The sequence below is a fragment of the Ideonella lacteola genome (assembly GCF_038066555.1).
GTDB classification, from domain to species: Bacteria; Pseudomonadota; Gammaproteobacteria; order Burkholderiales; family Burkholderiaceae_C; genus Ideonella; species Ideonella lacteola.
In genome coordinates this window covers 173045-196096 of record NZ_JBBUTG010000007.1, presented here as the reverse complement: position 1 = coordinate 196096, position 23052 = coordinate 173045, and the positions used below count along the sequence as shown (strand labels likewise).

Here is a 23052-nt window from a genome sequence, read left to right as displayed (position 1 = left end):
AGGTGCGGGCATGAGAGTTTTGGTGCCCAGCGCGCTGGTGTCTTACACCGGCACTTCGACGATCGAAGCGGCGGGCGACAGCCTGCTGGCGATGTTGGCCGACATGGACGCGCGCTTTCCGGGCATCCGCTTTCGCATCGCCGACGAGCAGCAGCAACTGCGCCCCAACCTGCGCATTTTCGTGAACGGGCAGGGGGTGCGCGACCTGTCCCACCCGCTTCAACCGAGTGACGGTGTCGCGATCGTGTTGGCGCTGAGCGGGGGGTGATTCAGGGTTCGACGAAGGCGGCCGCCGTGCCTGCCGGCAGGCGCCGCCGGCTCCTGCGTGCGTCGTCGTCCGCCTCCGTGGAAGGTTCGAATCGCCACGCCAAACACGCTCATTTCCGTCATTTCTCCCGATGCGCCTGATCCGACACTGCGTTGGTGTGGGCCACGCGGCCCGGATCACGCCTTGTCGGGCTCGGACATTCGGAAAGAGAGATGCCTCCCATGAACAACATGCTGCGCCGCATGAAGCTGTGGCAGAAGTTTGCGGCGTTGGGACTGATGGGCGCCGTGTTGTGCGCATTGCCGCTGTTCCACCTGATCAAGTACAAACTGGACGAGATCAGCGTTGCCCGCGGCGAGGCCGCCGGCATGGCGCCGGTGCGGCTGACCCATCGGCTGATCACGCTGATTGATCGCCACGAGCAATTCAGCATCATGGCCGGCCTGGGTGACGAGAAGGCCGAAGCCGAGCGCCGCCGCGCCGCCGCCGACGTCGAGGGTGCGTTCGACGCCATCGACAAGACGCTGGCCCCGCTCAACTACGAAGGCGCTGGCGACAACCTGGGCAAGTCGCGTGCGGCGTGGAAGCGTGTGCAGTCCGAGGCGGAAGGCGGGAAAGCAAGCCTGTCGGACATCGGGCGCCTGCATGGCGATGCGGTCGACCCGCTGCTGGCGATGCTCGACGATGTGGCCGATGGGTCGGGCCTCGCGCTCGACCCCATCGCGGACAGCTACAACCTGATGACCGCGTTGATGGATCACCTGCCGCGCGCTGCCAACGAGACCGTGGGCTTGCGCTCGATCGGTGCGCAGATCCTGCGCAGCAAGCAGCCGGGGGCGGCCGACCGGGTGCTCCTCGAAAGCGCCACCGAGCGGGCCGAGTATTTCTTCGAGCGTGGGCAAGGCCAGATCACCCACGCGATGCACATGAACCCCGATCTCGAGCGGCTGCTGGCACCCGCCCTCAGCAAGGCGCAAGCCGAGACCGCCCGGCTGGCTGCGGCGGCGAAGGACGTGGCGGCCAAGGGGCGCGAGGCGCTGACCGAGACGGCATTCCACGCCGTGGGCACGGCCGCCGCAGAAGCACAAGACCAACTGCTGGCCGCGTCGGACGATGCCCTGGAGGCGATCCTGACCGACCGGGTGCAGGCGATCACCCACAGCCGCAACCTGATCCTGGGGCAAATCGGTGTGGTCTCTTTGCTGGCGCTGGCGTTCGGCGTCGCCATCGTCCGCTCGGTCACCCGTCCGATCGGCCGTGCCGTGGAGGTGGCTCAGGCGGTGGCCGGCGGTGACCTGTCGATGAGCGTGGAAGACCGCGGCAGCGACGAGGCCGGGCAGTTGCTGCGCCAGTTCGCCCTGATGCAAGGGGCGATTCGGCAGCGCAATCAGCACGACGCTGACACGATCAAGGAATCATCTCGCATCCGACAGGCGTTGGACGTGGCGGCAGTGCCCACCCGCATCGCCGACGCGGAGGGCACCATCGTCTACATCAACCAGGCGCTGCAGACGATTCTGCTTCGCGATGAAGCCGCGTTCCGCGAGGAGCTGGGCCGCTTCGACGCCCGCCAGGTGGTGGGCCAGTCGATCGGCATCTTCTACCGCGACCCGCAGGCCGCGGTGGCGAAACTGCGTTCGCTGCGTGACTCGACGACCAGCCAGCTCAAGCTGGGCGGCCGGACCTACGACGTGCGCACCACGCCCGTGTTGGACAGCGAGGGCCAGCAGCTGGGCACCGTGGGCCAATGGGTGGACATGACGGACCAACTCGCGGCCGAGGCCGCCATTGCCGCAGTGGCCACGTCAGCGTCGAACGGCGATTTCACCTCGAGCGTCGATACCGAATCGCTGACGGGCTTCTATCGCGAGATCGGCGGCCAGTTCAACGATCTGGTGCGCAATTTCAGTCGCACCATCACGCAGGTGCGCGCAGCCGCCGAACAGCTCAGCTCGGCCTCTTCGCAGGTGTCGTCCACCTCACAGGCGCTGTCGCAATCGGCCTCCGAGCAGGCGGCGAGCCTGGAAGAGACCACCGCCTCGCTGCAGGAGATGGCGGCCTCGGTGAAGCAGAACTCGGACAACGCCACGGTCACCGACGGCATGGCCTCGAAGGCCGCCAAGGAAGCCATCGAAGGTGGCGAGGCCGTGGGCCAGACGGTGGATGCGATGAAGTCCATCGCGAAGAAGATCTCCATCATCGACGACATCGCCTACCAGACCAATCTGCTGGCGTTGAACGCGGCCATTGAAGCAGCGCGGGCCGGTGAGCATGGCAAGGGCTTCGCGGTGGTGGCCGCCGAGGTGCGCAAGCTGGCCGAGCGCAGCCAGGTGGCGGCGCAGGAGATCGGGCAGCTCGCAGGCGAGTCGGTGAGCCTGGCCGAGCGTGCCGGCGCACTGCTGGGTGAGATCGTGCCGTCGATCAACCAGACATCCCACCTGGTGCAGGAGATCGCCGCGGCGTCGGCCGAGCAATCGAATGGCATCGGGCAGGTGACGAGCGCCATGGGCCATCTGAACACGTCGACGCAGCAGAACGCATCGGCCTCCGAGCAGCTGTCAGCCACCGCCGAGGAGCTGTCGGCCCAGGCCACGCAGTTGCAGGAGCTGATGTCCTACTTCCGCCTGTCTGAGTACGCCGATGAGGCCCGACCCGTTGCCATGGCCGGGGGCGCCGAACGCCGTCCCGCTGCGGGGGCGGCGCGCCGCTCGGGCGCTGGCGGTGGTGGCGCTGGTGGTGGCGGGGGCGGGGGCGATGCCGTGCAGCGGGCCCGTCAGGCAGCGGCCAAGCGTGAGGCGCAGTCGCGCCGCGGTACAGGCCAGGACGCGGTGGACGCCGTCGACGAACAGGCCTTCGCGCCGTTCTGAGGGCGGTGGACGGGCGGCGTTTTCCCCCGGCGCGCTATTCGAGCCGATAGCCCAGGCCACGCACCGTGTGGATCAGCGGGCGATCGCTGCCATCGTCGATCTTGGCCCTCAGGCGGCGGATGTAGACGTCGACGATGTTGGTCAGCGGATCTTCGCTGGCGCCCCACACGTTGGCCAGGATGCGCTCACGGCTGAACAATCGGCCGGGCGCACTCATCATGAGTTCGAGCAGTGCCAGTTCCTTGGCGGTGAGGCTGAGCGGGCGGCCACCCCGGCTGGCTTGCATGCGATCTCGGTCGAACACCAGGTCGGCCACGGTCAGCCTGGCTGGCGAGATGCGGCGCAGCTCGCGGCTGCGTCGCGCCAGTGATTCCAACCTCGCCAGCAACTCTTCGAAATCGAAAGGCTTGGGAAGGTAGTCGTCCGCGCCCAGGCGCAGGCCGGCCACCCGGTCTTCGACCGTGCCCAGCGCCGACAGCATCAAGATGGGCAGCGCGACGCCCTCGGCGCGCAGCGTCTGGCAGATCTCCAGCCCGCCGATGCCGGGCAGCATCAGGTCGAGGATGAGCACCGAGGGTTGGTGGTCGTCGTTCGCGTCGCGCGCCAGTTGGCGCGCCGCGACCAGCCCGAGCGGGCCCGTGGAGGCCACGTCGACCCGGTGGCCTTCCGCGCGCAGGCCGCGGCCGAGGAAATCGGCGATGCGGGCGTCGTCTTCGATGATCAGGATGTTCATGCCGGTGCCCGCGAGATCACCGTGGTGGTGGCGACCGGCAGAGTCAGCACGGCGCGGGTACCGCTGGCATCGCTGTCCAGCACCAGCTTGCCTCCGTGGGCCTGGGCCAGCGATCGGGCGATGCCGAGGCCCAAGCCGCTGCCTTCGGGGCTGTGCCGCCGGGCATTGGTGCCGCGGAAATGGCGGTCGAACACGCGGGGCAACTCAGCCGCCGAAATGCCGATGCCGCGGTCGTGCACCTGCAATTGCACCGTGGCTGGGCCGCCTGATGGCTCTTCGGCGCGCAGCAGGCTCACGTCCAGATCCACCTGGCCGCCAGGCTTGGAATAGCGGGTGGCGTTGTCGAGCAGCACGCCGAGCAATTGACGCAGACGCAGTGCATCGCCATCCACGACATGCCGGCCCGTGCGGGGCGGTGCTTCGCCCAGGCGCACGCCTTGGCGCTCGGCCAGCGGCCTCGCCTGCAACAGTGCTTCACAGGCCAGCTCGTCCAGGTCCACCGGCTCACGGGTGAGCGACAGGGACTCCATGTCGCTGCGCGCCATGGCAAGCAGGTCGTCGATCACCGAGCCCAATTGACGCGCGGTGTCGACGATGCGGGTGAGGGCCTGCCGGTATTCGATGGCCGGCTTGTCCACGCCCCGCAGGGTGATCTCGGCCTCGCCGCGGATGACGGTGGTGGGCGTGCGAAGTTCGTGGCTGATGTCGGCAAACAGCCGGCGGCGTTGCGCGTCGGCCTGGCGAAGCGAGGCCAGTGCGTCGGCCAGCTCCTGCGTTCTCGCAGCCACCTGGTCCTCGAGCCGTTGGCGTTGAGCGGATTCGCGGGCGCGATGCTGTTCGAGTTCCGCGGCGAGTGCGTTCACGCTGCGCGCCACGTCGGCGAACTCGTCTCGTCCCGACAGGGGGATGCGGTGGCTCAGGCGCCCATCCTGCAGTGCGCGAGCGCCTTCACTGAGCAGGTGCAGTGGTTGGCGCAGGGCGCGGCCGAAGTACAGCAACGCAGCGAGCGCGGTGGCCGCCAGCACGGCGGCTGCCCCCAGCCACAGCCAGCGAACGACGGAGAGGGTCGCATCGGCGGCGGCCCGCTCGCGCTGCACCGCGGCGGTCTCGCGCGCAATGTTCTCGGCGATCAACTTGCGCACGTCCTGGCCTTGGGCCATGTCGAACACGCGAGACTGGGCTTCCCAGGCTTCTCGGGCGTCGGCGCCACGCGGCAGGGGTTGGGCATTCTCGACCGAGCGAACCAGGCCTGCCACGCTTTGCGCCAACACCGCCAGCGTTTCGCGCCGACGCAGGTGCTCTTCACGCGATTCGGCGCTGCCGTCCAACTCAATGGCTTGTTGGGTGAGGCCTTCGAGCCGCTTCATCGTGCCCTGCATCGCGGCCAGCAGTTCCGCACGTACGCCCATGTCCACATCGGCGCCTTGCTGCATCTGGGCCACCCAGGTGCGCAGACGTTGCTTCTGCGCCGACAGCTGGATGAACCCCGTGGCGATGTCGCTGGCCACCCGACCGCGAAGCACCTGCCGTTCGGTGACGGCCAGCGACGCGGCCGCCAGCAGCGCGGCCAGCACCACCACGGTGGAAATGAGCCCCAGGACGAGGGTGAGTCGACGGCGAAACATGGCGGGATTGTCGCGGCGCGAGGGTGATGCGGGCCGCCGTTCATCCTCTGTTCATGCAGCGGACAGCGGCGGCTCATCCAGCGCTCAGGCGAGGTTCAAGGCAGGGCGGTGCAATGCCGGGGAACCGTCAAAGGTCGCCCCGTTCCGGGGGCCGGCGGTCTTCTTTCAACCCCTATTCACTTCAAGGAGCATGTGATGAAACGAACGGGTGTGGCTGTGGCCGCCTTGCTGTTGTCGGGCGCCGCGCTGGCGCAGTTCCAGGGCCAGGCCCCGGTGGCCGCCCAGGCACCTGCCGTGGTCGTCAACCAGGCCGTCGGCGAGGCTGAGGTGCGGGCGGCACAGCAGGCGTGGTGCCAGGCGCTGCTCGACATTGGCAACGCCTACAAGCAGGGTGGCCAAGGCGCGGCCAAAGCGCTGGCGGAGCAGGTGATCGACAGCGCCTATGGCTACCAGATGGGCGCCGTGCTGTTCAAGCCCACCCTGACGGTGAACCCACAAACCTTCCGCACCACCCGTGCCGGCGCCTTGGCCTACTTTGTGGGCGGTGATCCGGCCTTCCCGAAGGACACAGGCTTTGCGCTGAAGGGCTGGTCGCAATGCCAGATCGCCAACGCCGCGATCTTCATCGCCGGGGACAGCGCCACCTCGATGGGCAAGGTGCACTTCACCGGCAAGGACGGGCGCGTGACCTCGGTCGACAAGACGTGGACCTTTGTGAAAGACGATGCCGGCAAACTGCGCATCGTGGTGCACCACTCTTCGCTGGAGTACGCCGGCGGTTGAGGCACGCGGCTCAGCGCTTCGGCGCGGGCGCCACGCCGACATCGCCGCGGCGGATCGCCGTCGCCCGCTGGGTGATGGCTTCACGCTCGCTCGCCGAGACGCGTGCGAGGTTCTTCGCCTGCAGGGCCGTTCTCGGGTTGCGGGCGAGCCAGCTCTCGTGGCGCATCAGGAAGTCCCAATACAGCGTGGTGTACGGGCAGGCTCCATCGCCCACCCGCTGTTCGGGGTCGAACCGGCATGTGGCGCAAGGCCCACCCATGCGCTGGATGTACCGGCCGGTCGCGATGTAGGGCTTGCTCGCCATCAGACCGCCGTCGGCGTACTGGCTCATCCCCACGGTGTTGGGCAGCTCCACCCATTCGACGGCGTCCACGTACACGGCCAGGAACCACGCATGGACCTGCTGCGGCCGCACGCCATACAACAGCGCGAACAGCCCCAGCACCATCAGCCGCTGGATGTGGTGGGCGTAACCGTACGCCAAGGTTTGATGGATGGCATCGCGCAGGCAAGCCATCTCGGTATGGCCTGTCCAGTACCACGCCGGCAAGTCGCGCTCGGCGTTCAGCGAGTTGTGCTCGGCGTACGCGGGCATCTGCGTCCAATAGATGCCCCGCACATACTCGCGCCACCCCAGGATTTGGCGGATGAAGCCTTCGACACTTTGCAGCGGGGCGTGCCCGCGGCGGTAAGCTGATTCGGCAGCCTGCACCACTTCGCGTGCGTTGAGCAGCTTCAGGTTGAGGGCGGCCGACAGCTGCGAGTGATACAGCCACGGTTCACCAGGCCACATGGCGTCTTCATAGCGCCCGAAGAGCGGCAGGCGCTGCTCGATGAACTGGTCGAGCGCTTGCAACGCCTGTTCGCGCGTGACGGGCCAGTCGAAGTGCTGCAGCGCGCCCGGGTGTGATGCGAAGCGGGCCTGGACGAGCTGGATCACTTCGCGGGTCATCTCGTCGGGTTCGAAGCGGGAGCGTGCGGGCAGGGGGCCCGGGCCTTCTGCGCCGAACGATTGGCGGTTGTCGGCGTCGAAATTCCATTGGCCGCCTTCCGGACCGCCTTCTCGCATCAACACGCCGTGGCGTTGGCGGAGTTCTCGGTAGAAGTACTCGAGACGCAAGGATCGGCGCTTCTTGGCATGTGCCGCGAATTCGCGCACGGTGGTGAAGAAGTGCCGGTCGTCGCGCACCGACAGCGGCACGCCCGCGCGGGCGGCGGTGGATTTGATCGCTTGCCATACGCGCCAGTCTCCTGGCGCCGTCATGGTCACTTGCTGCGGGCGCAGGCGCTCCAGCGCGGCCTGCAACTCATCGGCCAGCGTGCCGCGGTTGTCCGGGTCATCCAGCCGGCGGTAGTGCAAGGGTCGACCCTGTGACTGCAAGGCCGCGGCGAAGTGCCGCATGGCGGACAAAAACAGCGCGATCCGCGCCAGACCCGACCACACGTGGGTGGACTCTTGCGCCACCTCGGCCATCCACACCGCGTCCTGCGACGGGTCGAATTCGTCGAACGCGGAAGCGTCCAGATCGAGCTGATCGCCCAGCACGAGGACCAACGTGCGCAGGGGCGTCATGGGGCCGATGTGGACGATGGGGTGCTGTTGCGCCGCTTGGCGCGCCGACAGGCGTCTGAACAGTACTGGACTTCGTCCCAGTTTCGCGCCCAACGCTTGCGCCATGTCATCGGGCGCCCGCAAGCGGCGCATGGCTTGCTGGGCAGCGCTTGCTTGTTGCCCTTGAATGACGAGGTCATGGCGTGGCCGATGTCCAGGCTGGGGACCTCAGCCTCGAGGCTGCCCCACCTTCAGGCTCGCGATCACTCCAAGTCCGGCTCAGGAGGGGGAGCGCCGACGCGGTAGGCCTCGTTCGCCCAAGCGCCGAAATCATGGCCCTGGCAGCGCGCACTGCAGAACGGCCGGTAGGTGTTCTCCGGTGAGAAGAGGGCCGGGGCTTTGCAGTTGGGGCAGGGCACCATGCGGCGCGGCGGAGCGTCGGTCAGGTTGGAGGGCGAGGTCATGAGCACAGCGCCAGTTCGAAATCGGCGTCACCGTGGTACGTCTTCAGTCGGCCTTCGGCGTCGGGGCGCATCAGGCGCACCGACACCATCAGTCGGTGGCCACTGATCTCGGGAACCAGGCCGAGCCGTTCGTCGATGCGCAACCTCAGCAGTTGGTAGGTGCGGCCGGGAGGCAGGCTTTGCTGATACTGCCCGGCCTGGGCCATGACACGGTGCGGCACGCCTGAATCGCGCAGCAGGTTCAGCAGCAGCAGCAGCGCTTCGGCCAGTGGCACCAGCGTGTCCACCCAGTGCGTGAGATCGGCCCGGCGCTGATCCGGCGGCAATTGCTGCCAGGCGTAGTAGGCGGGCAGGTCGAAGGAGCAGGTGCCCCCGGGGATGCTGATGCGGCTGCGGATGCTCATCAGCCATTCGTTGGCCACCAGTGTGTGCCCGGCCTTGCCGTTGAGGTGGTTCAAGCCGACGTGGGCATGGTCGATGCGGGCGATGATCTCGTCGAGCGCCGCCTCGGAGACGCTGGGGTTGCCCCGGAACCCTTGCAGTTGGGCCTTGTGGCGGTCGAGCTCCTTGAGCAGATCCGATTTCAGGTCGGCCCGCGACGAGACATCCATGATCTCGAACAGCGTCGCGAGCGCGAAGTGATGGTCGACGGCGGCGTCGCGCGGCATCAGGGCATGCAGCCGCGCGAAGAGATGCTCCAACCGCAGCATCGTGCGAATGCCTTCGTTGAAAGGGTATTCGTAGAGAACCAAACTTTGTCGTCCTTGCTCGGCGATCGTGTGCGCCGCGATGCGTCTTGGCGCGTGCGGGCTGACACCGATTGTTTCACAGCGGCCCGGATGTCAGTGTGTATCCACCCACCACCGACTCCACAAGACGCCGACCTGAGCGTCCAGCGCGGCAAGATCGATGCCCTCTTCGTTGACGATGACGGCATCGGCGATGGCGCGGCGGGCTTGCCGGGAGGCCTGTTGCGCCATCACACGGAGGACTTCGGCCTCTGTCCAGCCCGATCGCCGCATCACGCGGGCCAGCTGTAGTCGCTCGTCGCAATCCACGAGCAGCACCCGGTCGACCCGTTGCCGCCAGTGGACCGATTCGGTCAGCAAGGGCACATCGAAGACGACGGGCTGACCGGGGTTCGCAATGCCCGCTTGCGCCAACGCAGTTTGACCGATCAGGGGGTGGAGGATGGATTCCAACCGTTGGCGCGCGGCGGGCTGAGCGAAGACTTCCGTCCGCATCCGGGCGCGGTCGAGCGCGCCATCCGCCCCGATCATGGCCGAGCCAAATGCTTCGGCGATGGCAGGCAGGGCCGCGCCTTGCGGCGCAGTGAGTTGCCGAGCGATCAGGTCGGTGTCCACGATCAGCGCGCCCCGCCGGGCCAACGCGGCAGCCACGGTGCTCTTGCCGCTGCCAATACCGCCGGTCAGGCCGATTCGCATCGGAACGGCTTGGCAGATACCTCCCGGCACGGCCATCCCGAGAGAGCGCAGCGTCAGTAGCCCTGGCCGATCCAGCCCAGCACGCGCTGGGTGCCCGCCAGAATGACGACAGCACCGGCGCCGGCCAGGAAGGGGCCGAAGGGAATGAACCCACCGGGTCGAAGTCCCCGGGTGAACTTCATACCCAGGCCGACGACTGAGCCGATGATCGAGGAAATCAGGATGATCGGCAGCAGGGCCTGCCACCCGAGCCAGGCACCCAGTGCCGCCAGCAGCTTGAAATCGCCCATGCCCATGCCCTCTTTGCCCATCACGCGCTTGAAAAGCTCATTGATCGACCAAAGGGAGAAGTAGCCGATCAACAGGCCCCACACGGCTTGTGACAAGGAAATTCCAGACCAGCCCATCGCACCAGCCAACAGCCCGGCACCGATCAGCGGCACCGTGATGTCGTCCGGCAGCAAGGTGGTGTCCCAGTCGATGGCGGACAGAGCCAACAGCGTGGCCAACACCCCGCACCACATGAGCGCCACCGGATGCGCGCCGAACCGCCAGCCAACTGCGGCGAACAACAGGCCGGTGGCCAGTTCGATCAAGGGGTAGCGCGGTGAGATGCGGGTTTTGCAGGCGGCGCACTTGCCCCCGAGGCGCAGCCAACCGAACACGGGGATGTTTTCGTGCCAGCGAATCTGGTGGCCGCAGGCCGGGCAGGCCGAGCGTGGTTTCGCCAGCCCGTAGGGTGTCAAGCCGTCCAACTTCTTGTCGAGCTCCGCTGAGGCCGCAGCCAGGGCCTTGGGTGGCGGCTCTCCAAAACAATGCTTGAACTCTTCTCCATCGGCCAAGTGTTGTGCCATTTCCGACCACCAGTCGCGCTCCATCATGCGCGGCAGCCGATGCACCACCACATTCAAAAAGCTGCCAATGCACAGGCCGAGCAAGGCCAGCACCGGTGGCGAAAGCCACAGGTTCAGGGATTCAGCGGACATGGGTCAGACGACTTGGCCGAGCTTGAAGATTGGCAGGTACATCGAGACGACGATGCCGCCGATCAGGCCGCCCAGGAAGACGATGATGATGGGCTCCAGAAGCGTTGAGAGACCCTTGACCATCTCGTCGACTTCTTCTTCATAGAAATCGGCGGCACGCGACAGCATGTCGTCCAGCGCACCGGATTCTTCGCCAATGGCTGCCATTTGCAGCACCATGTTCGGGAACACTCCTGTCTGGGTCATCGATGTGGTCAGCGCGGTACCCGTCGACACATCACGCTGGATTTGCTGGGTGGCCTGTGCGTAGACAGAGTTGCCGGCGGTGCCGCCCACCGAGTCGAGCGCCTCCACCAATGGCACGCCCGCGGCGAACATCGTGGACAAGGTTCGGGTCCAGCGGGCGATGATCGCCTTGCGGATCAAGTCGCCGAAGACGGGCAGGCGAAGTAGAAGCCGGTCCATCGCGAATTGAACCTTCTCGGACCGCTTCCACGTCTGCATGAAGGTGTAGCCGCCGCCGAAGATGACGCCGAAGATGAGCCACCAATACTTGACGAACGTGTCGCTCATCGCCATGACAATCAGCGTGGGGGCAGGGAGTTCCGCGCCGAAGCTCCTGAACACGTCTTTGAAGGCAGGAATGACAAACAGCATGATCACGGTGACCACCCCGAAGGCCACCACCAGCACGGAGATCGGGTAGATCATTGCCGACTTGACCTTCTGTTTGATCGCCAGCGTCTTTTCCTGATACATCGCCAAGCGGCTCAACAGTTCTTCCAGGATGCCGCCCGCTTCGCCTGCTTCCACGAGGTTGCAGTAGAGTGCATCGAAGTACTGAGGGTGCCGACGGAAGGCTGAAGACAGATTCGTCCCGGTCTCCACATCGGAGCGAATCTCCATTAGCAGTCGCGTCAACCGAGGATTGGCGCTGCCCCTGCCCACGATGTCGAAAGCCTGAAGCAGTGGCACGCCGGCCTTCATCATCGTGGCCAGTTGACGGGTGAAGACAGCGATGTCTTTCGCCTTGATCGACTTGCCGCCGCCACTGCGCCGCTTCTTGATCTTCGTGACCATCACGCCTTGACGGCGCAGGCTGGCGCTGACCGCGGCTTCACCGCCGGAGCGCAATTCGCCGCGAACGATCTTTCCGTTGCGGTCTTTGCCCTCCCACTCGAAGATGAATTCTTTAACGTCTTTCGCCGCTACTGCTGCTGTTGCCATGAGGCCTCCGGCCGATCCCCAAATTGATCGATGTGAGTGTTGTCGTGGTTGTGCGGATACATCCGTCACTCGTTCGTGGCGGCGATGACTTCTTCAAGCGTGGTGGCACCCACCTTGACCTTCACCAAGCCAGACTGACGAAGATCCCGCACGCCGTCCTTGTGTGCCTGCCGTGCGATGTCGAGCGATGAGCCTTGGGAGAGGATGATCCGCTGAATCTCTTCGGTCACCGGCATCACCTGGTAGATGCCGACTCGCCCCTTGTAGCCGTTGTTGCAGGCACTGCAGCCCACGGCCTTGTAGGGCACCCAACTGCCGTCGATGTCCGATTCCGCAAAGCCGGCCTTCAGCAGGGCCGCACGGGGGTAATCTGCCGGCTTTTTGCAGTTCTCGCACAGACGGCGTACCAGGCGCTGTGCCGTGATCAAGAGCACGCTCGACGCGATGTTGAACGGGGCCACCCCCATGTTGAGCAAGCGGGTGAGCGTCGACGGACCGTCGTTGGTGTGCAGCGTAGACATCACCATGTGGCCCGTCTGCGCCGCTTTGATGGCAATGTCGGCCGTCTCCAGATCCCGGATCTCGCCCACCATGATGATGTCCGGATCCTGGCGCAGGAAGGACTTGAGCGCCGCCGCGAAATTCAAACCCGCCTTGTCGTTGACGTTGACCTGGTTGATGCCCGGCAGGTTGATTTCGGCAGGGTCTTCAACCGTCGAGATGTTCACGCCCGGCTGATTCAGGATGTTCAAGCAGGTGTAGAGCGACACCGTCTTGCCCGACCCGGTCGGGCCCGTGACCAGCACCATGCCATAAGGCCGATGGATGGCGGCCATCAGTCGATCCTTCTCGATCGCCTCATAGCCCAGAGCGTCGATGCCCAGCTTGGCGCTCGACGAGTCGAGAATACGGATCACGATCTTCTCGCCGAACAGCGTGGGCAAGGTGCTGACGCGGAAGTCGATCGACTTGTTGCCGAACCGCAGCTTCATCCGTCCGTCCTGCGGCACCCGCTTTTCGGAGATGTCCAGCCGCGAAATCACCTTGATCCGGGACGCCAGCTTGTCCTTGATGGCGATGGGCGGTTGGGTGATTTCGCGCAACTCGCCGTCGACGCGAAATCGGACCCGGTAGTTGAATTCGTAGGGCTCGAAGTGCAGGTCCGAGGCGCGCATGTTGATGGCGTCGACCAGCATCTTCTGAAGAAAACGAACGACAGGAGCGTCCTCGACCTCGGTCGTGACGTCCGCTGCGGCCGGCGCAGTGTCCTCTTCCGTGACGTCGAAATCGAACTCCGCGTTGGCGATGGCTTCCAGGGCCTGCGACGCAGGCGCGGCCTGGGAGTCGATCTGCCGGGTGAGTTTGTCGTACTCGACCAGCACCCACTCAGGCGCCAACTGCGTGGCGAACTTGATGCGCTCGCCTGCTTCCTGGTCGGTCGGGTCGGCACAGGCCAGGAACAGTCGGCTACCACGTTTGCTCAGCGGCAGTACCTTGTACTGCGAGATCAGCTTGGCATCGAGGATGGTTCGAGGCAGGCGCTGCATGTCGACCGCATCGAGGTCGAGCAACGGCACCGCCAGAGCGACGGACAGGCTGTGCGCCAACGCCGACGGGGTCATGTCGCCCGACTCCATCAAGGCGTTGACGAAGCTGACGCGTTTTTCGCGCGCCGCTGCGGTGAGCTCTTCAGCCCGCTGGACTTTCAGTTTCCCGCCATGAACCAGGACGCGCGCGACGCCGGACAGCGTGGAAGAGGGGGCTTCGATCAGGGTATCCACAAGCACGCACCGTCAGGGCGCAAATAGACCATGATCGGCCATCATCGCCGAAGGAACAGGGCCTGTAAATCGTGGAGATTGCCCATCACGCGTCCCATGAACACCTCGTCACGCTTCGTGTCCCTGGCGAGACAGCCGAATCTGAAGGAGGGAAGGTGAGTGGGGGATAAGAAGACTTGGTCGGGGTGAGAGGATTCGAACCTCCGGCCTCTACGTCCCGAACGTAGCGCTCTACCAGGCTAAGCTACACCCCGATGTCTCTTTCTGTCGGGCTGGGCCGCTCTATGACGAGCGCTCAACCGACTGAGCAGAGAATTCTAGCAGAGCTTCTCGCGCTCTCGAAGGCGGCAGCACAAAAAGTCTTTCGCGTGCACGCAGGGCTTCGGTGCGGGCCGCTTCACGGGTGGCGTCCAGGGCCCCGGTCCGGCGCACGATGGCGACGATCTCCGGGAGTCGTTCCACTTCGCCATGTTCGATGGCGTGGCGAATCATGGCGCGCTCGTCTTCCGTGCCGCGCTCCATCGCGATGAGCAAGGGCAAGGTCGGCTTGCCCTCGCGCAGGTCGTCGCCCACGTTCTTACCCAAGGCCTGGGTGTCGCCTTCGTAGTCCAGCAGGTCGTCAACCAGCTGAAAGGCGGTGCCCAGCGCCCGGCCATATTCCGCGCAGGCGTCTTCGACCTCGGGTGCTGCGCCCGCAATGACGGCCCCTAGTCGAGCGCTGGCTTCGAACAGTTTGGCGGTCTTGTACCGAATGACCCGCAGATAGTCCGAGACGGCCAGATCGGGGTCGTGCATGTTCATCAGCTGAAGCACTTCACCTTCGGCAATCACGTTGGTGGCATCCGCCAAGACGTCCAGCACTCGCATCCGATTCAGCGACACCATCATCTGGAAGGCCCGCGAATACAGGAAGTCGCCCACCAGCACGCTGGCGGCGTTGCCGAACAATGCGTTGGCTGTGGCGCGGCCGCGCCGCAGCGATGACTCATCGACCACGTCGTCGTGAAGCAGGGTCGCCGTGTGGATGAATTCAACGATGGCAGCGGCTTCGTAAGGCTCCGGCCCCGAATGCCCGAGGGCTTCGGCGAAGAGCAAGACCAGCCGCGGCCGCACCCGCTTGCCGCCCGCGCCGATGATGTAGTGCGAAATCTGCTCGATCAGCGCCACGTCCGATGCCAGGCGGGCGCGGATGACCTCATCAACCCGGGCCATGCCCTCGGCGATGAAGTCCGGCGACGTGGCCGGCGAAGAGGTGTCCGGGGCGGGCATGAGGAGAGTTTCCGCGATCTGCAGTCGGCAAAACTGCCGATTATAGGAAGCAGCGAGCCCGCTCGTCGCGGCGCGGTACGCCGACTCTTGGCGTCAGACGGGCAGGGTGGCTATAATGCTCGGCTTCGTCCGGGCGGTCTGGGCGAGCGCGGGGGCTTTGGCCGCCGTGAGGTTTTTGCAGGCATTCATCTGCAAAATTTCGAAGGGCACATATGTACGCGGTCATAAAAACCGGTGGCAAGCAATACAAAGTTGCAGCCGGCGAAAAGATCAAGGTAGAACAGATTGCTGCGGACGTTGGCCAGGAAATCGTGATTGATCAGGTGCTGGCTGTCGGCGACGGCGCAGCTCTGACGGTCGGGACCCCCCTGGTGAGCGGCGCGAGCGTGAAGGCCACTGTCGTGGCGCATGGTCGTCATGACAAGGTCCGCATCTTCAAGATGCGTCGCCGCAAGCACTACCAGAAGCACGGCGGTCACCGCCAGCACTACACCGAGCTGGAGATCAGCGCGGTCAACGGCTGACAAGCCGATCCAGGAGTTCTGAACCATGGCACAGAAAAAAGGCGGCGGTTCCACCCGGAACGGCCGTGATTCCCAGCCCAAGATGCTCGGCGTGAAGGCGTTCGGCGGCCAAGCCATTTCGGCCGGCTCGATCATCGTGCGCCAACGCGGCACCAAGTTTCATGCGGGCACCAACGTCGGCATGGGGCGCGATCACACGCTGTTCGCCCTCGTCGACGGCACCGTGTCGTTCGCGGTCAAGGGTGAGCTCAATCGCCACACCGTCAACGTGACGCCGCTGTAAGGCGCCCACGTCGACACAGCGAAGCCCCGGCCTGCCGGGGCTTTTTCACTTCTGGGCCCGCTTGGGCCCTTTCGATACCATCGCCTCACCATGAAGTTCGTCGACGAAGCCACCATTGATATCGCCGCAGGCCACGGCGGCGCCGGCTGCGCGAGCTTTCGGCGTGAAAAATTCATTCCTTTTGGTGGGCCCGACGGCGGTGACGGCGGGCGCGGAGGCAGCGTCTGGGCGGTGGCAGACCGCAACCTCAACACCCTGATCGACTACCGCTATGCGCGTCGCCACGAGGCGAAGAACGGCGAATCAGGTCGCGGCGCCGACTGCTTTGGCGCGGCGGGCCCCGACATCACCTTGCGCATGCCGGTGGGCACCATCATCACCGACTTGGAAACGGGGCGAGTGCTCGCCGAGTTGATCGAGCCGGACGTGCCCGTCCTGATTGCCAAGGGCGGGGATGGGGGATTCGGCAATCTGCACTTCAAGAGCAGCACCAACCGGGCGCCTCGTCAAAAGACGCCGGGGTGGCCGGGTGAGGCCTACAAGGTCAAGCTCGAGCTGCGGGTGTTGGCCGATGTGGGGCTTCTGGGCATGCCCAACGCCGGCAAGTCGACGCTCATCACCGCGATCTCGAATGCGCGACCGAAGGTGGCCGACTACCCCTTCACCACCTTGCACCCCAATCTTGGCGTGGTGCGGGTCGCGCCTGAGAAGAGCTTCGTCGTCGCCGATATCCCGGGATTGATCGAAGGGGCTTCTGAAGGCGCCGGATTGGGCCACCAGTTCCTTCGCCACCTGCAGCGCACCCGCCTGCTCCTGCACATCGTGGACCTGGCGCCGTTCGATGATGCGGTCGATCCGGTCCAGCAGGCCAAGGCGATCGTGGAGGAGCTGCGCAAGTATGACGAGGAGCTCCATGCCAAGCCCCGCTGGCTTGTGCTGAACAAGCTCGACATGGTCCCGGAGGATGAGCGTGCGAAGCGCGTGAAAGACTTCGTCAAGCGCTACAAGTGGAAGGGCCCGGTCTTTGAGATCTCGGCCCTGGCCAGAGAAGGGTTGCAGCCCCTGATCCATGCCATCTGGGAGCACGTGGTCGCGCAGTCTCGGCCGCCGATGCCTGAGCCTGATCCGCGCTTTGACGCCCCGGGCGAGGCGGAGGCCGGCGAATGAACGCGGTGCTCCAGGCGGCACGGCGCATCGTCGTCAAGGTCGGGTCGAGCCTGGTCACCAACGAGGGGCGCGGCGTCGATGCAGAAGCGATCGACAACTGGTGCCGCCAACTCGCGGCCCTCGCATCTCAGGGCCGCGAGGTCGTGATGGTGTCTTCCGGCGCGATCGCCGAGGGCATGAAGCGACTGGGTTGGTCGACGCGGCCGAAGGAGCTGCCGGAGTTGCAGGCGGCCGCTGCCGTCGGGCAGATGGGCTTGGCCCAGATGTACGAGCAGAAGCTCTCGGCGCACGGCATGGGTAGCGCACAGGTGCTGCTCACCCATGCGGACCTGGCCGATCGCGAGCGCTACCTCAACGCTCGCTCGACGCTGTTGACGTTGCTGGGGCTGAAGGTCATTCCCGTCATCAACGAGAACGACACGGTCGTCAACGACGAAATCAAGTTCGGCGACAACGATACGCTGGGCGCGTTGGTGGCCAATTTGGTCGAGGCGGATGCCTTGGTCATCCTCACCGATCAGCGAGGCCTGTATTCGGCGGACCCTCGCAAGGACCCCTCCGCCCGATTCATCGATGAAGCGGCGGCTGGCGACGCTGCGCTCGAGGCCATGGCCGGCGGGGCAGGCTCCAGCATCGGCCGAGGCGGGATGATCACCAAGGTGCTGGCGGCCAAGCGCGCCGCGGGCAGCGGTGCCAGCACCGTCATCGCCTGGGGCCGCGAGCCCGATGTCTTGTTGCGTCTGGCGGCAGGTGAATCCATCGGCACGGCCTTGCTCGCGGGGACGGCCAAGCTGGCGGCCCGCAAGCAGTGGATGGCTGACCACCTGCAACTGCGCGGTGCGGTGCGTGTGGACGACGGGGCGGTGATCAAGCTGCGCGAAGAGGGCAAGAGTCTGCTGCCGATCGGGGTGCTCGACGTCGAAGGCGACTTCCACCGCGGCGATGTCATTGCGGTACGTTCCCCCGCAGGGGGCGAAGTGGCCCGTGGGCTGGCGAACTATTCCAGCGCGGAGGCGCGGCTCATCGCCCGCAAGCCCTCATCGCAGATCGAGGGCCTGCTGGGATACGCCAGCGAGCCTGAATTGATCCACCGAGACAACCTCGTTCTGACCTGAGCGTTCGTCCGGGGCGCCCCTCAAGGGCGAGTCAACGAACCTTTGTCGTGGTGCGTCGGCCCCCGTGAGGCCATTCGGCACCGGGGCGCGTTCGCTGCGATCAGGTCAGGAGACGTCCGGCACCTCGCTCGGCGGCCCGACTTCGGCGCCGTCCGACGAGGAGCGTAGGTCGTCCTCGTGCCCGTGGGCATCCTGGCGTCGGCGATCATCACGGGCGTGGGGCCGCATGCCACTTCGCAGATAGCGGTTGTGGTGGTTCACCTTCGGCAAGAAACGGGCGAGCTCTGTCAGAGCCATTTGGTACACGCCGCGCTTGAACTCGATCACCACATCCAGTGGCACCCAGTAGTCGTTCCACCGCCACGCGTCGAACTCGGGATGGTCGGTGGCGCGCAGATTCATGTCGCTGTCCCGCCCCATCAGCTTCAGCAGAAACCAAATCTGCTTTTGGCCCTTGTAGTGGCCGCGCGCATCCTTGCGGATGAAGTGGTCCGGAACCTCGTAACGCAACCAATCGCGGGTTCGTGCGAGGATCAGCACATGCTCAGGAAGCAAGCCGACTTCCTCGTGCAGCTCACGAAACATCGCCTGCTCGGGCGATTCACCGTACTTGATGCCCCCTTGCGGGAACTGCCAGGAATGGGTGCGAAGACGCTTGCCCCAGAAGACCTGGTTGCGAGCGTTGAGCAGGATGATGCCGACGTTAGGCCTGTAGCCTTCCCGGTCGAGCATAATCAAACCCCAATTTTTGAACTGAAATCAATATAGCACCGGCGGCAGGAATGGCACAAAGGGGCACAGACCCTCGCTTTCCCGAAGCGCCCGCCAGGTCGATGCCGCCATGAAAGCCAGCCAGTTCTTCATTTCCACGCTCAAAGAAGCTCCCGCCGATGCCGAGGTGGTGAGCCATAAGTTGATGATGCGCGCCGGCATGATCAAACGCCTGGGCGCTGGCATCTACAACTACATGCCGATGGGCTTGCGCGTGATCCGCAAGGTCGAAGCCATCATCCGCGAAGAGATGAACCGCGCCGGCGCGGTCGAGCTGCTGATGCCGGTCGTGCAGCCGGCGGAACTGTGGCAGGAGACGGGGCGTTTCCAGGCCTATGGCCCCGAACTGATGCGCGTGAAGGATCGCCACGAGCGCGATTTCGTCATCCAACCCACGTCGGAAGAGGTCATCACCGACATCGCTCGGCAGGAGCTTCGCAGCTACAAGCAGCTGCCCAAGAACTTCTTCCACATCCAGACCAAGTTCCGCGATGAGCGCCGCCCGCGCTTCGGTGTGATGCGCGGGCGAGAGTTCACGATGAAGGATGCCTACTCCTTCGATCGGGACAAGGAAGGTGCGCTGAAGAGCTACCAGGTCATGTACGACGCGTACTGCCGCATCTTCGACCGCTTTGGCCTGCAGTACCGCGCGGTGGCGGCAGACACCGGGGCGATCGGGGGCGACGCATCGCACGAGTTCCAGGTGATCGCAGACACCGGCGAAGATGCGCTGGTCTACTGCCCGACGAGTGACTACGCAGCGAACATCGAGCTGGCCGAAGCGTTGTCGCTGTTGCCGCAGCGGGCGGCTCCCACGCAGCCGATGGCCAAGACGCCAACGCCCGGCAAGAGCACCTGCGCCGATGTGGCGGCCCTGCTGGGCCTGCCCCTGCAGCAGACGGTCAAGTCGCTGGTCCTGGCCACCGACGAGAAGAACGAGGCTGGCGACATCGTCAAGTCCACCGTCTGGCTGTTGCTCGTGCGCGGAGACCACGATCTCAATGAAGTGAAGGCCGGAAAGGTGGCAGGCCTCAAGGCGGGCTGGCGGTTCGCGACGGTGGCGGAAATCGAAGAGCACTTCGGCTGCAAGCCGGGCTACCTGGGCCCCATCAAGACGATCAAGCCTGTTCAGGTGATCGCCGACCGAACGGTGGCCAACATGGCGGACTTCGTCTGTGGTGCCAATGAGGCGGACTTCCACATCACCGGCGTCAACTGGGGGCGCGACCTGCCCGAGCCCGACGTGGTGGCCGATATCCGCAATGTGGTGGTGGGCGATCCCTCGCCGGATGGCAAAGGAAGTCTTGCCATCCAGCGTGGCATCGAGGTGGGGCATGTCTTCTACCTCGGCACCAAGTACTCGAAGGCGATGAGCGCCAACTACCTGGACGAGACCGGCAAGCCCCAGCCCATGGAAATGGGCTGCTATGGCATCGGCGTCACGCGCATCCTGGGTGCTGCCATCGAGCAAAACCATGACGAGCGGGGCATCATCTGGCCCGCCGCGATCGCACCGTTTGCCACCGTGCTCTGCCCCATCGGCTACGACCGCTCGGCCGAAGTCAAGGCGGCTGCCGACCAACTGCACGACGAGCTTCTCGCCGCCGGTGTTGACGTGCTGCTGGACGACCGCGGTGAGCGGCCCGGTGCCATGTTCGCCGACTGGGAGCTGGTAGGCGTGCCGCTGCGCGTGGTCATCTCCGACCGTGCCCTGAAAGAGGGCCTGCTGGAGGTCCAGGGCCGGCGCGACGCCGAAGCGAGCAAGGTGCCCGTGGCCGAGGTCGTGGCCCAGGTGAAGGCGCGCTTGTCGGTGTGATGGGCAAGGCGGCGTTTCACGCGCGCCGCGGCTGCCTGCGGGCCGCGGCGGCAGGCCTGATCGGTGGCGCGGCCGGCTGGCGGCCCGCCCTGGCCGGCACGCAGGCCGAAGAGCCATTGGCAGATGCGGTACGCACAGCGTTGTCGGCTTCCATCGCCAACAGTGCGCCGCCGAAGCCCAGCTTCGCGCGGATTGAAGACCGCTTGGCCTACCTGCGCTGGTTGGGCGCCATGAGTGACAAGCTCAAGCCTCGCAAGGCCGAGCAGCAGACGCGGATCGAGTTTCTGGAGACGCTCTGGTACGAGAGCAAACGAGCCAGCCTGCAGCCGGAACTGGTTCTGGGCCTGGTGCAGGTCGAAAGCGGCTTTCGCAAATACGCCATCAGCGTGGCCGGCGCGCGGGGCTACATGCAGGTCATGCCCTTCTGGGCCAAGTTGATCGGCGATGGCGACGCTTCCCGCCTGTTCCACATGCAGACCAACTTGCGATTCGGGTGTGTGATCTTGCGTCACTACCTCGAACGAGAGCAGGGTGACCTGTTCATGGCGCTCGGGCGATACAACGGCAGCCGGGGTCGGGCTGAGTACCCCAATGCGGTATTCGGCGCGCGCAAGCAATGGCTGCTGGCGCCCGAGCCGGCGCCATCCGTGCCTTCGAAGGCCTGACACCGGCGGGCCTCACCTCACAGGCCGGCCCAGCGGCGCGGGTTGGCGGCATCCAGGCCGATCAGCTCAATCACCCGCTCCACGGTGTCGCCGACCAGTTCGTCGATTGTCTGTGGCCGGTGGTAGAAAGCCGGCAGCGGCGGGAAGATCACGCCGCCCATCTCGGTGACGGCTGTCATGTTGCGCAGGTGAGCCAAGTTGAACGGTGTTTCGCGCACCATCAGCACCAGCCGGCGACGCTCCTTCAAGGTGACGTCGGCGGCGCGCGTCAGGAGGTTGTCGCCAAAACCGTGGGCGATCGCGGCGAGCGACTTCATCGAGCAAGGGGCGATCACCATCGCCGCAGTGCGGTGGCTCCCACTGGCGATACACGCCCCCACGTCGCCCACGGCGTGCGCCTCCGACGCCATGGCCTCCAGCGCACGACGGTCGAGGCCCAGTTCGTGGTGCACATTGAGCACGCCGGCCGCGGTGGCCACCAAGTGCGTGTGCGCGCCCAGCGCCTTCAAACGCTCCAAGAGCTTCACGCCGTAGAGCGCGCCCGAAGCGCCGGTGATGCCGACGATGATGCGCGGAGCGTCCATCAGGCAGTGCGGGTCGAGGCCGATGCCGCGGCGGAGGGTGTCATGGACGCCAGATCACGCGAGGCCAACGGACGGGTTGGGGCCCCGTTGCCTCACTTCAGGGCTTCTTGAAGCTCGCCGGCCTGGTACATCTCCATCATGATGTCCGAGCCGCCGACGAATTCGCCGTTGATGTAGAGCTGCGGGATCGTCGGCCAATTGGCGTAATCCTTGATGCCTTGGCGGATGGCTTCGTCTTCGAGCACGTTGACCGTCATCAGGTCGTTCACGCCACAGGCCTTGAGCACCTGGACCGCCCGGCCCGAGAAACCGCACATCGGGAACTGGGCCGTGCCCTTCATGAACAGGACGACCTTGTGGCCTTTGACAATTTGGTCGATGCGTTGCTGAACGTCGCTCATGGGCACTCTCTGTCGGATGGGTTGACGGGCCTGCGGGGCCCAATCCACTTTTATAAAGCAAAGCCGCCGCGCGGGTGCGCGGCGGTGACATGCCCTGATTGTCGCTGCTAGAAAGCGTAGGACAGGTTGACTTGCAGCATGGGCGCCAGTTGCATGGCGCGAAGCATGTCATCCAGGCTTTCGGTGCCCGACATCACGCGACCGAAGCGAACCGCCTGGCCAGGCTTCTGCGCAGCCAGCCCCAGATCGGCCGACACGCCAAACCCGGTGCGCGACCACCACGCGCTGTAGCCGACGCCCAGATAGGGCATGGGGGCATTCGATTCTGCGTCACCCTGGCTCACGCTGGAGCCAGTGCCGCGCCACAGCATCTCGCCATGGCTTGTCCCCACGGGTGACGCCAGGCCCAGCGCATTGGCACCCAGCAGCAACGCACCCGTGGCGCGCAGGCCGCCGCCTTCGCTGGATTGTCCCCAGCCGAGGTAGCGATCACCGGCGAGCATGGCATTGCCGCCAGACAACAACGGGGAGCCGAAGTGGCCGAGCATCGGCAAAGGGGCCGCCGACATGGCCAGCCGAGCCTGCCAGGGCGACCAGGTGTCGGTGCTGTCCTGGGAGATCTTCAGGCCATCGCCCACGATGCTCGGTGAAGCGGCCGCGGCGGGGCCGGCGATAGCAACTGCCATAAACACCGCAACGAACGGACGCATGCTCAACCCCCCAACG

Annotated in this window: 24 protein-coding genes and 1 tRNA gene; 9 read left to right on the top strand and 16 right to left on the bottom strand. The window is 65.5% G+C overall.

Going from position 1 to position 23052, the window contains the following annotated elements; all coding sequences use genetic code 11:
* Positions 1-10: 10 nt before the first annotated feature.
* Both AACH06_RS14265 and AACH06_RS14260 read left to right on the top strand, forming a co-directional pair.
* Complete coding sequence (locus AACH06_RS14265) at positions 11-268, top strand: MoaD/ThiS family protein (RefSeq protein ID WP_341426392.1); 258 nt, start codon at positions 11-13, stop codon at positions 266-268.
* A gap of 221 nt (positions 269-489) precedes the next feature.
* Positions 490-3135 (top strand): methyl-accepting chemotaxis protein, encoded by a 2646-nt coding sequence (locus tag AACH06_RS14260; protein ID WP_341426391.1) that lies wholly within the window; start codon positions 490-492, stop codon positions 3133-3135.
* 34 nt (positions 3136-3169) lie between these two features.
* Here the strand turns inward: AACH06_RS14260 and AACH06_RS14255 are convergent, their stop codons facing one another.
* Both AACH06_RS14255 and AACH06_RS14250 read right to left on the bottom strand, forming a co-directional pair.
* Positions 3170-3868: a response regulator transcription factor gene (locus AACH06_RS14255; protein WP_341426390.1), complete on the bottom strand. Its 699-nt coding sequence runs from the start codon at positions 3866-3868 to the stop codon at positions 3170-3172.
* Entirely contained in the window at positions 3865-5493 is a 1629-nt protein-coding gene (locus AACH06_RS14250) for a sensor histidine kinase (RefSeq protein WP_341426389.1), read from the bottom strand. Before AACH06_RS14250 ends, AACH06_RS14255 begins: the two co-directional genes overlap by 4 nt.
* Before the next feature lie 195 nt (positions 5494-5688).
* On the opposite strand from AACH06_RS14250, the gene AACH06_RS14245 reads away from it, so the two are divergent.
* Entirely contained in the window at positions 5689-6276 is a 588-nt protein-coding gene (locus tag AACH06_RS14245; protein WP_341426388.1) for a hypothetical protein, read from the top strand.
* A gap of 10 nt (positions 6277-6286) precedes the next feature.
* On the opposite strand, the gene AACH06_RS14240 is transcribed toward AACH06_RS14245, so the two are convergent.
* The 10 genes from AACH06_RS14240 to AACH06_RS14195 all read right to left on the bottom strand — a co-directional run bounded on the left by AACH06_RS14240 (position 6287) and on the right by AACH06_RS14195 (position 15000).
* Positions 6287-7849, bottom strand: a complete 1563-nt coding sequence (locus tag AACH06_RS14240) for a cryptochrome/photolyase family protein (RefSeq protein WP_341426387.1) — start codon at positions 7847-7849, stop codon at positions 6287-6289.
* The gene (locus AACH06_RS14235; RefSeq protein ID WP_341426386.1) at positions 7846-8028 is read right to left on the bottom strand and encodes a DUF2256 domain-containing protein; all 183 of its coding nucleotides are present in this window, start codon (positions 8026-8028) and stop codon (positions 7846-7848) included. Before AACH06_RS14235 ends, AACH06_RS14240 begins: the two co-directional genes overlap by 4 nt.
* Before the next feature lie 63 nt (positions 8029-8091).
* A complete protein-coding gene (locus tag AACH06_RS14230) occupies positions 8092-8292 on the bottom strand; it encodes a DNA gyrase inhibitor YacG (protein ID WP_341426385.1) in 201 nt (66 codons plus the stop codon).
* Entirely contained in the window at positions 8289-9044 is a 756-nt protein-coding gene (zapD, locus tag AACH06_RS14225; protein WP_341426384.1) for a cell division protein ZapD, read from the bottom strand. The genes AACH06_RS14230 and zapD overlap by 4 nt, the downstream gene beginning before the upstream one ends.
* 90 nt (positions 9045-9134) lie before the next feature.
* Positions 9135-9737 carry a dephospho-CoA kinase gene (gene coaE, locus AACH06_RS14220; RefSeq protein ID WP_341426383.1) on the bottom strand — a complete coding sequence of 201 codons (603 nt, stop codon included), beginning with the start codon at positions 9735-9737 and terminating at the stop codon, positions 9135-9137.
* Between the two features lie 53 nt (positions 9738-9790).
* Entirely contained in the window at positions 9791-10723 is a 933-nt protein-coding gene (locus AACH06_RS14215; protein WP_341426382.1) for a prepilin peptidase, read from the bottom strand.
* Positions 10724-10726: 3 nt separating this feature from the next.
* Entirely contained in the window at positions 10727-11950 is a 1224-nt protein-coding gene (locus AACH06_RS14210) for a type II secretion system F family protein (RefSeq protein ID WP_341426381.1), read from the bottom strand.
* Positions 11951-12015: 65 nt separating this feature from the next.
* Positions 12016-13731 (bottom strand): type IV-A pilus assembly ATPase PilB, encoded by a 1716-nt coding sequence (gene pilB, locus AACH06_RS14205; protein WP_423222031.1) that lies wholly within the window; start codon positions 13729-13731, stop codon positions 12016-12018.
* A gap of 177 nt (positions 13732-13908) precedes the next feature.
* Positions 13909-13985: transfer RNA gene (locus AACH06_RS14200), tRNA-Pro, on the bottom strand.
* 28 nt (positions 13986-14013) lie between these two features.
* On the bottom strand, positions 14014-15000 hold the full coding sequence (locus AACH06_RS14195; RefSeq protein WP_341426379.1) for a polyprenyl synthetase family protein: 987 nt from the start codon (positions 14998-15000) through the stop codon (positions 14014-14016).
* 212 nt (positions 15001-15212) lie between these two features.
* On the opposite strand from AACH06_RS14195, the gene rplU reads away from it, so the two are divergent.
* The 4 genes from rplU to proB all read left to right on the top strand — a co-directional run bounded on the left by rplU (position 15213) and on the right by proB (position 18089).
* Positions 15213-15524 carry a 50S ribosomal protein L21 gene (gene rplU, locus AACH06_RS14190; protein ID WP_329722104.1) on the top strand — a complete coding sequence of 104 codons (312 nt, stop codon included), beginning with the start codon at positions 15213-15215 and terminating at the stop codon, positions 15522-15524.
* 25 nt (positions 15525-15549) lie between these two features.
* Positions 15550-15807: a 50S ribosomal protein L27 gene (rpmA, locus tag AACH06_RS14185; protein WP_341426378.1), complete on the top strand. Its 258-nt coding sequence runs from the start codon at positions 15550-15552 to the stop codon at positions 15805-15807.
* A gap of 90 nt (positions 15808-15897) precedes the next feature.
* Positions 15898-16974: an Obg family GTPase CgtA gene (cgtA, locus tag AACH06_RS14180; protein WP_341426377.1), complete on the top strand. Its 1077-nt coding sequence runs from the start codon at positions 15898-15900 to the stop codon at positions 16972-16974.
* Positions 16971-18089, top strand: a complete 1119-nt coding sequence (gene proB, locus AACH06_RS14175) for a glutamate 5-kinase (RefSeq protein ID WP_341426376.1) — start codon at positions 16971-16973, stop codon at positions 18087-18089. Before cgtA ends, proB begins: the two co-directional genes overlap by 4 nt.
* A 105-nt stretch (positions 18090-18194) precedes the next feature.
* Here the strand turns inward: proB and AACH06_RS14170 are convergent, their stop codons facing one another.
* Entirely contained in the window at positions 18195-18821 is a 627-nt protein-coding gene (locus AACH06_RS14170; protein ID WP_341426418.1) for an RNA pyrophosphohydrolase, read from the bottom strand.
* A gap of 109 nt (positions 18822-18930) precedes the next feature.
* Between AACH06_RS14170 and AACH06_RS14165 the strand changes: the two genes are divergently transcribed.
* Together AACH06_RS14165 and AACH06_RS14160 are read left to right on the top strand one after the other, a co-directional pair.
* Entirely contained in the window at positions 18931-20676 is a 1746-nt protein-coding gene (locus tag AACH06_RS14165) for a proline--tRNA ligase (protein WP_341426375.1), read from the top strand.
* A complete protein-coding gene (locus tag AACH06_RS14160) occupies positions 20676-21341 on the top strand; it encodes a lytic transglycosylase domain-containing protein (protein WP_341426373.1) in 666 nt (221 codons plus the stop codon). The genes AACH06_RS14165 and AACH06_RS14160 overlap by 1 nt, the downstream gene beginning before the upstream one ends.
* 17 nt (positions 21342-21358) lie before the next feature.
* On the opposite strand, the gene AACH06_RS14155 is transcribed toward AACH06_RS14160, so the two are convergent.
* From AACH06_RS14155 to AACH06_RS14145, 3 genes are all read right to left on the bottom strand, one after another.
* A complete protein-coding gene (locus AACH06_RS14155; protein WP_341426371.1) occupies positions 21359-21925 on the bottom strand; it encodes a UbiX family flavin prenyltransferase in 567 nt (188 codons plus the stop codon).
* Positions 21926-22017: 92 nt separating this feature from the next.
* Positions 22018-22326, bottom strand: coding sequence for a Grx4 family monothiol glutaredoxin (gene grxD / locus AACH06_RS14150; protein ID WP_341426370.1), 309 nt, complete (start codon positions 22324-22326; stop codon positions 22018-22020).
* 107 nt (positions 22327-22433) lie between these two features.
* Complete coding sequence (locus tag AACH06_RS14145; RefSeq protein WP_341426369.1) at positions 22434-23012, bottom strand: hypothetical protein; 579 nt, start codon at positions 23010-23012, stop codon at positions 22434-22436.
* Positions 23013-23052 lie beyond the last annotated feature (40 nt).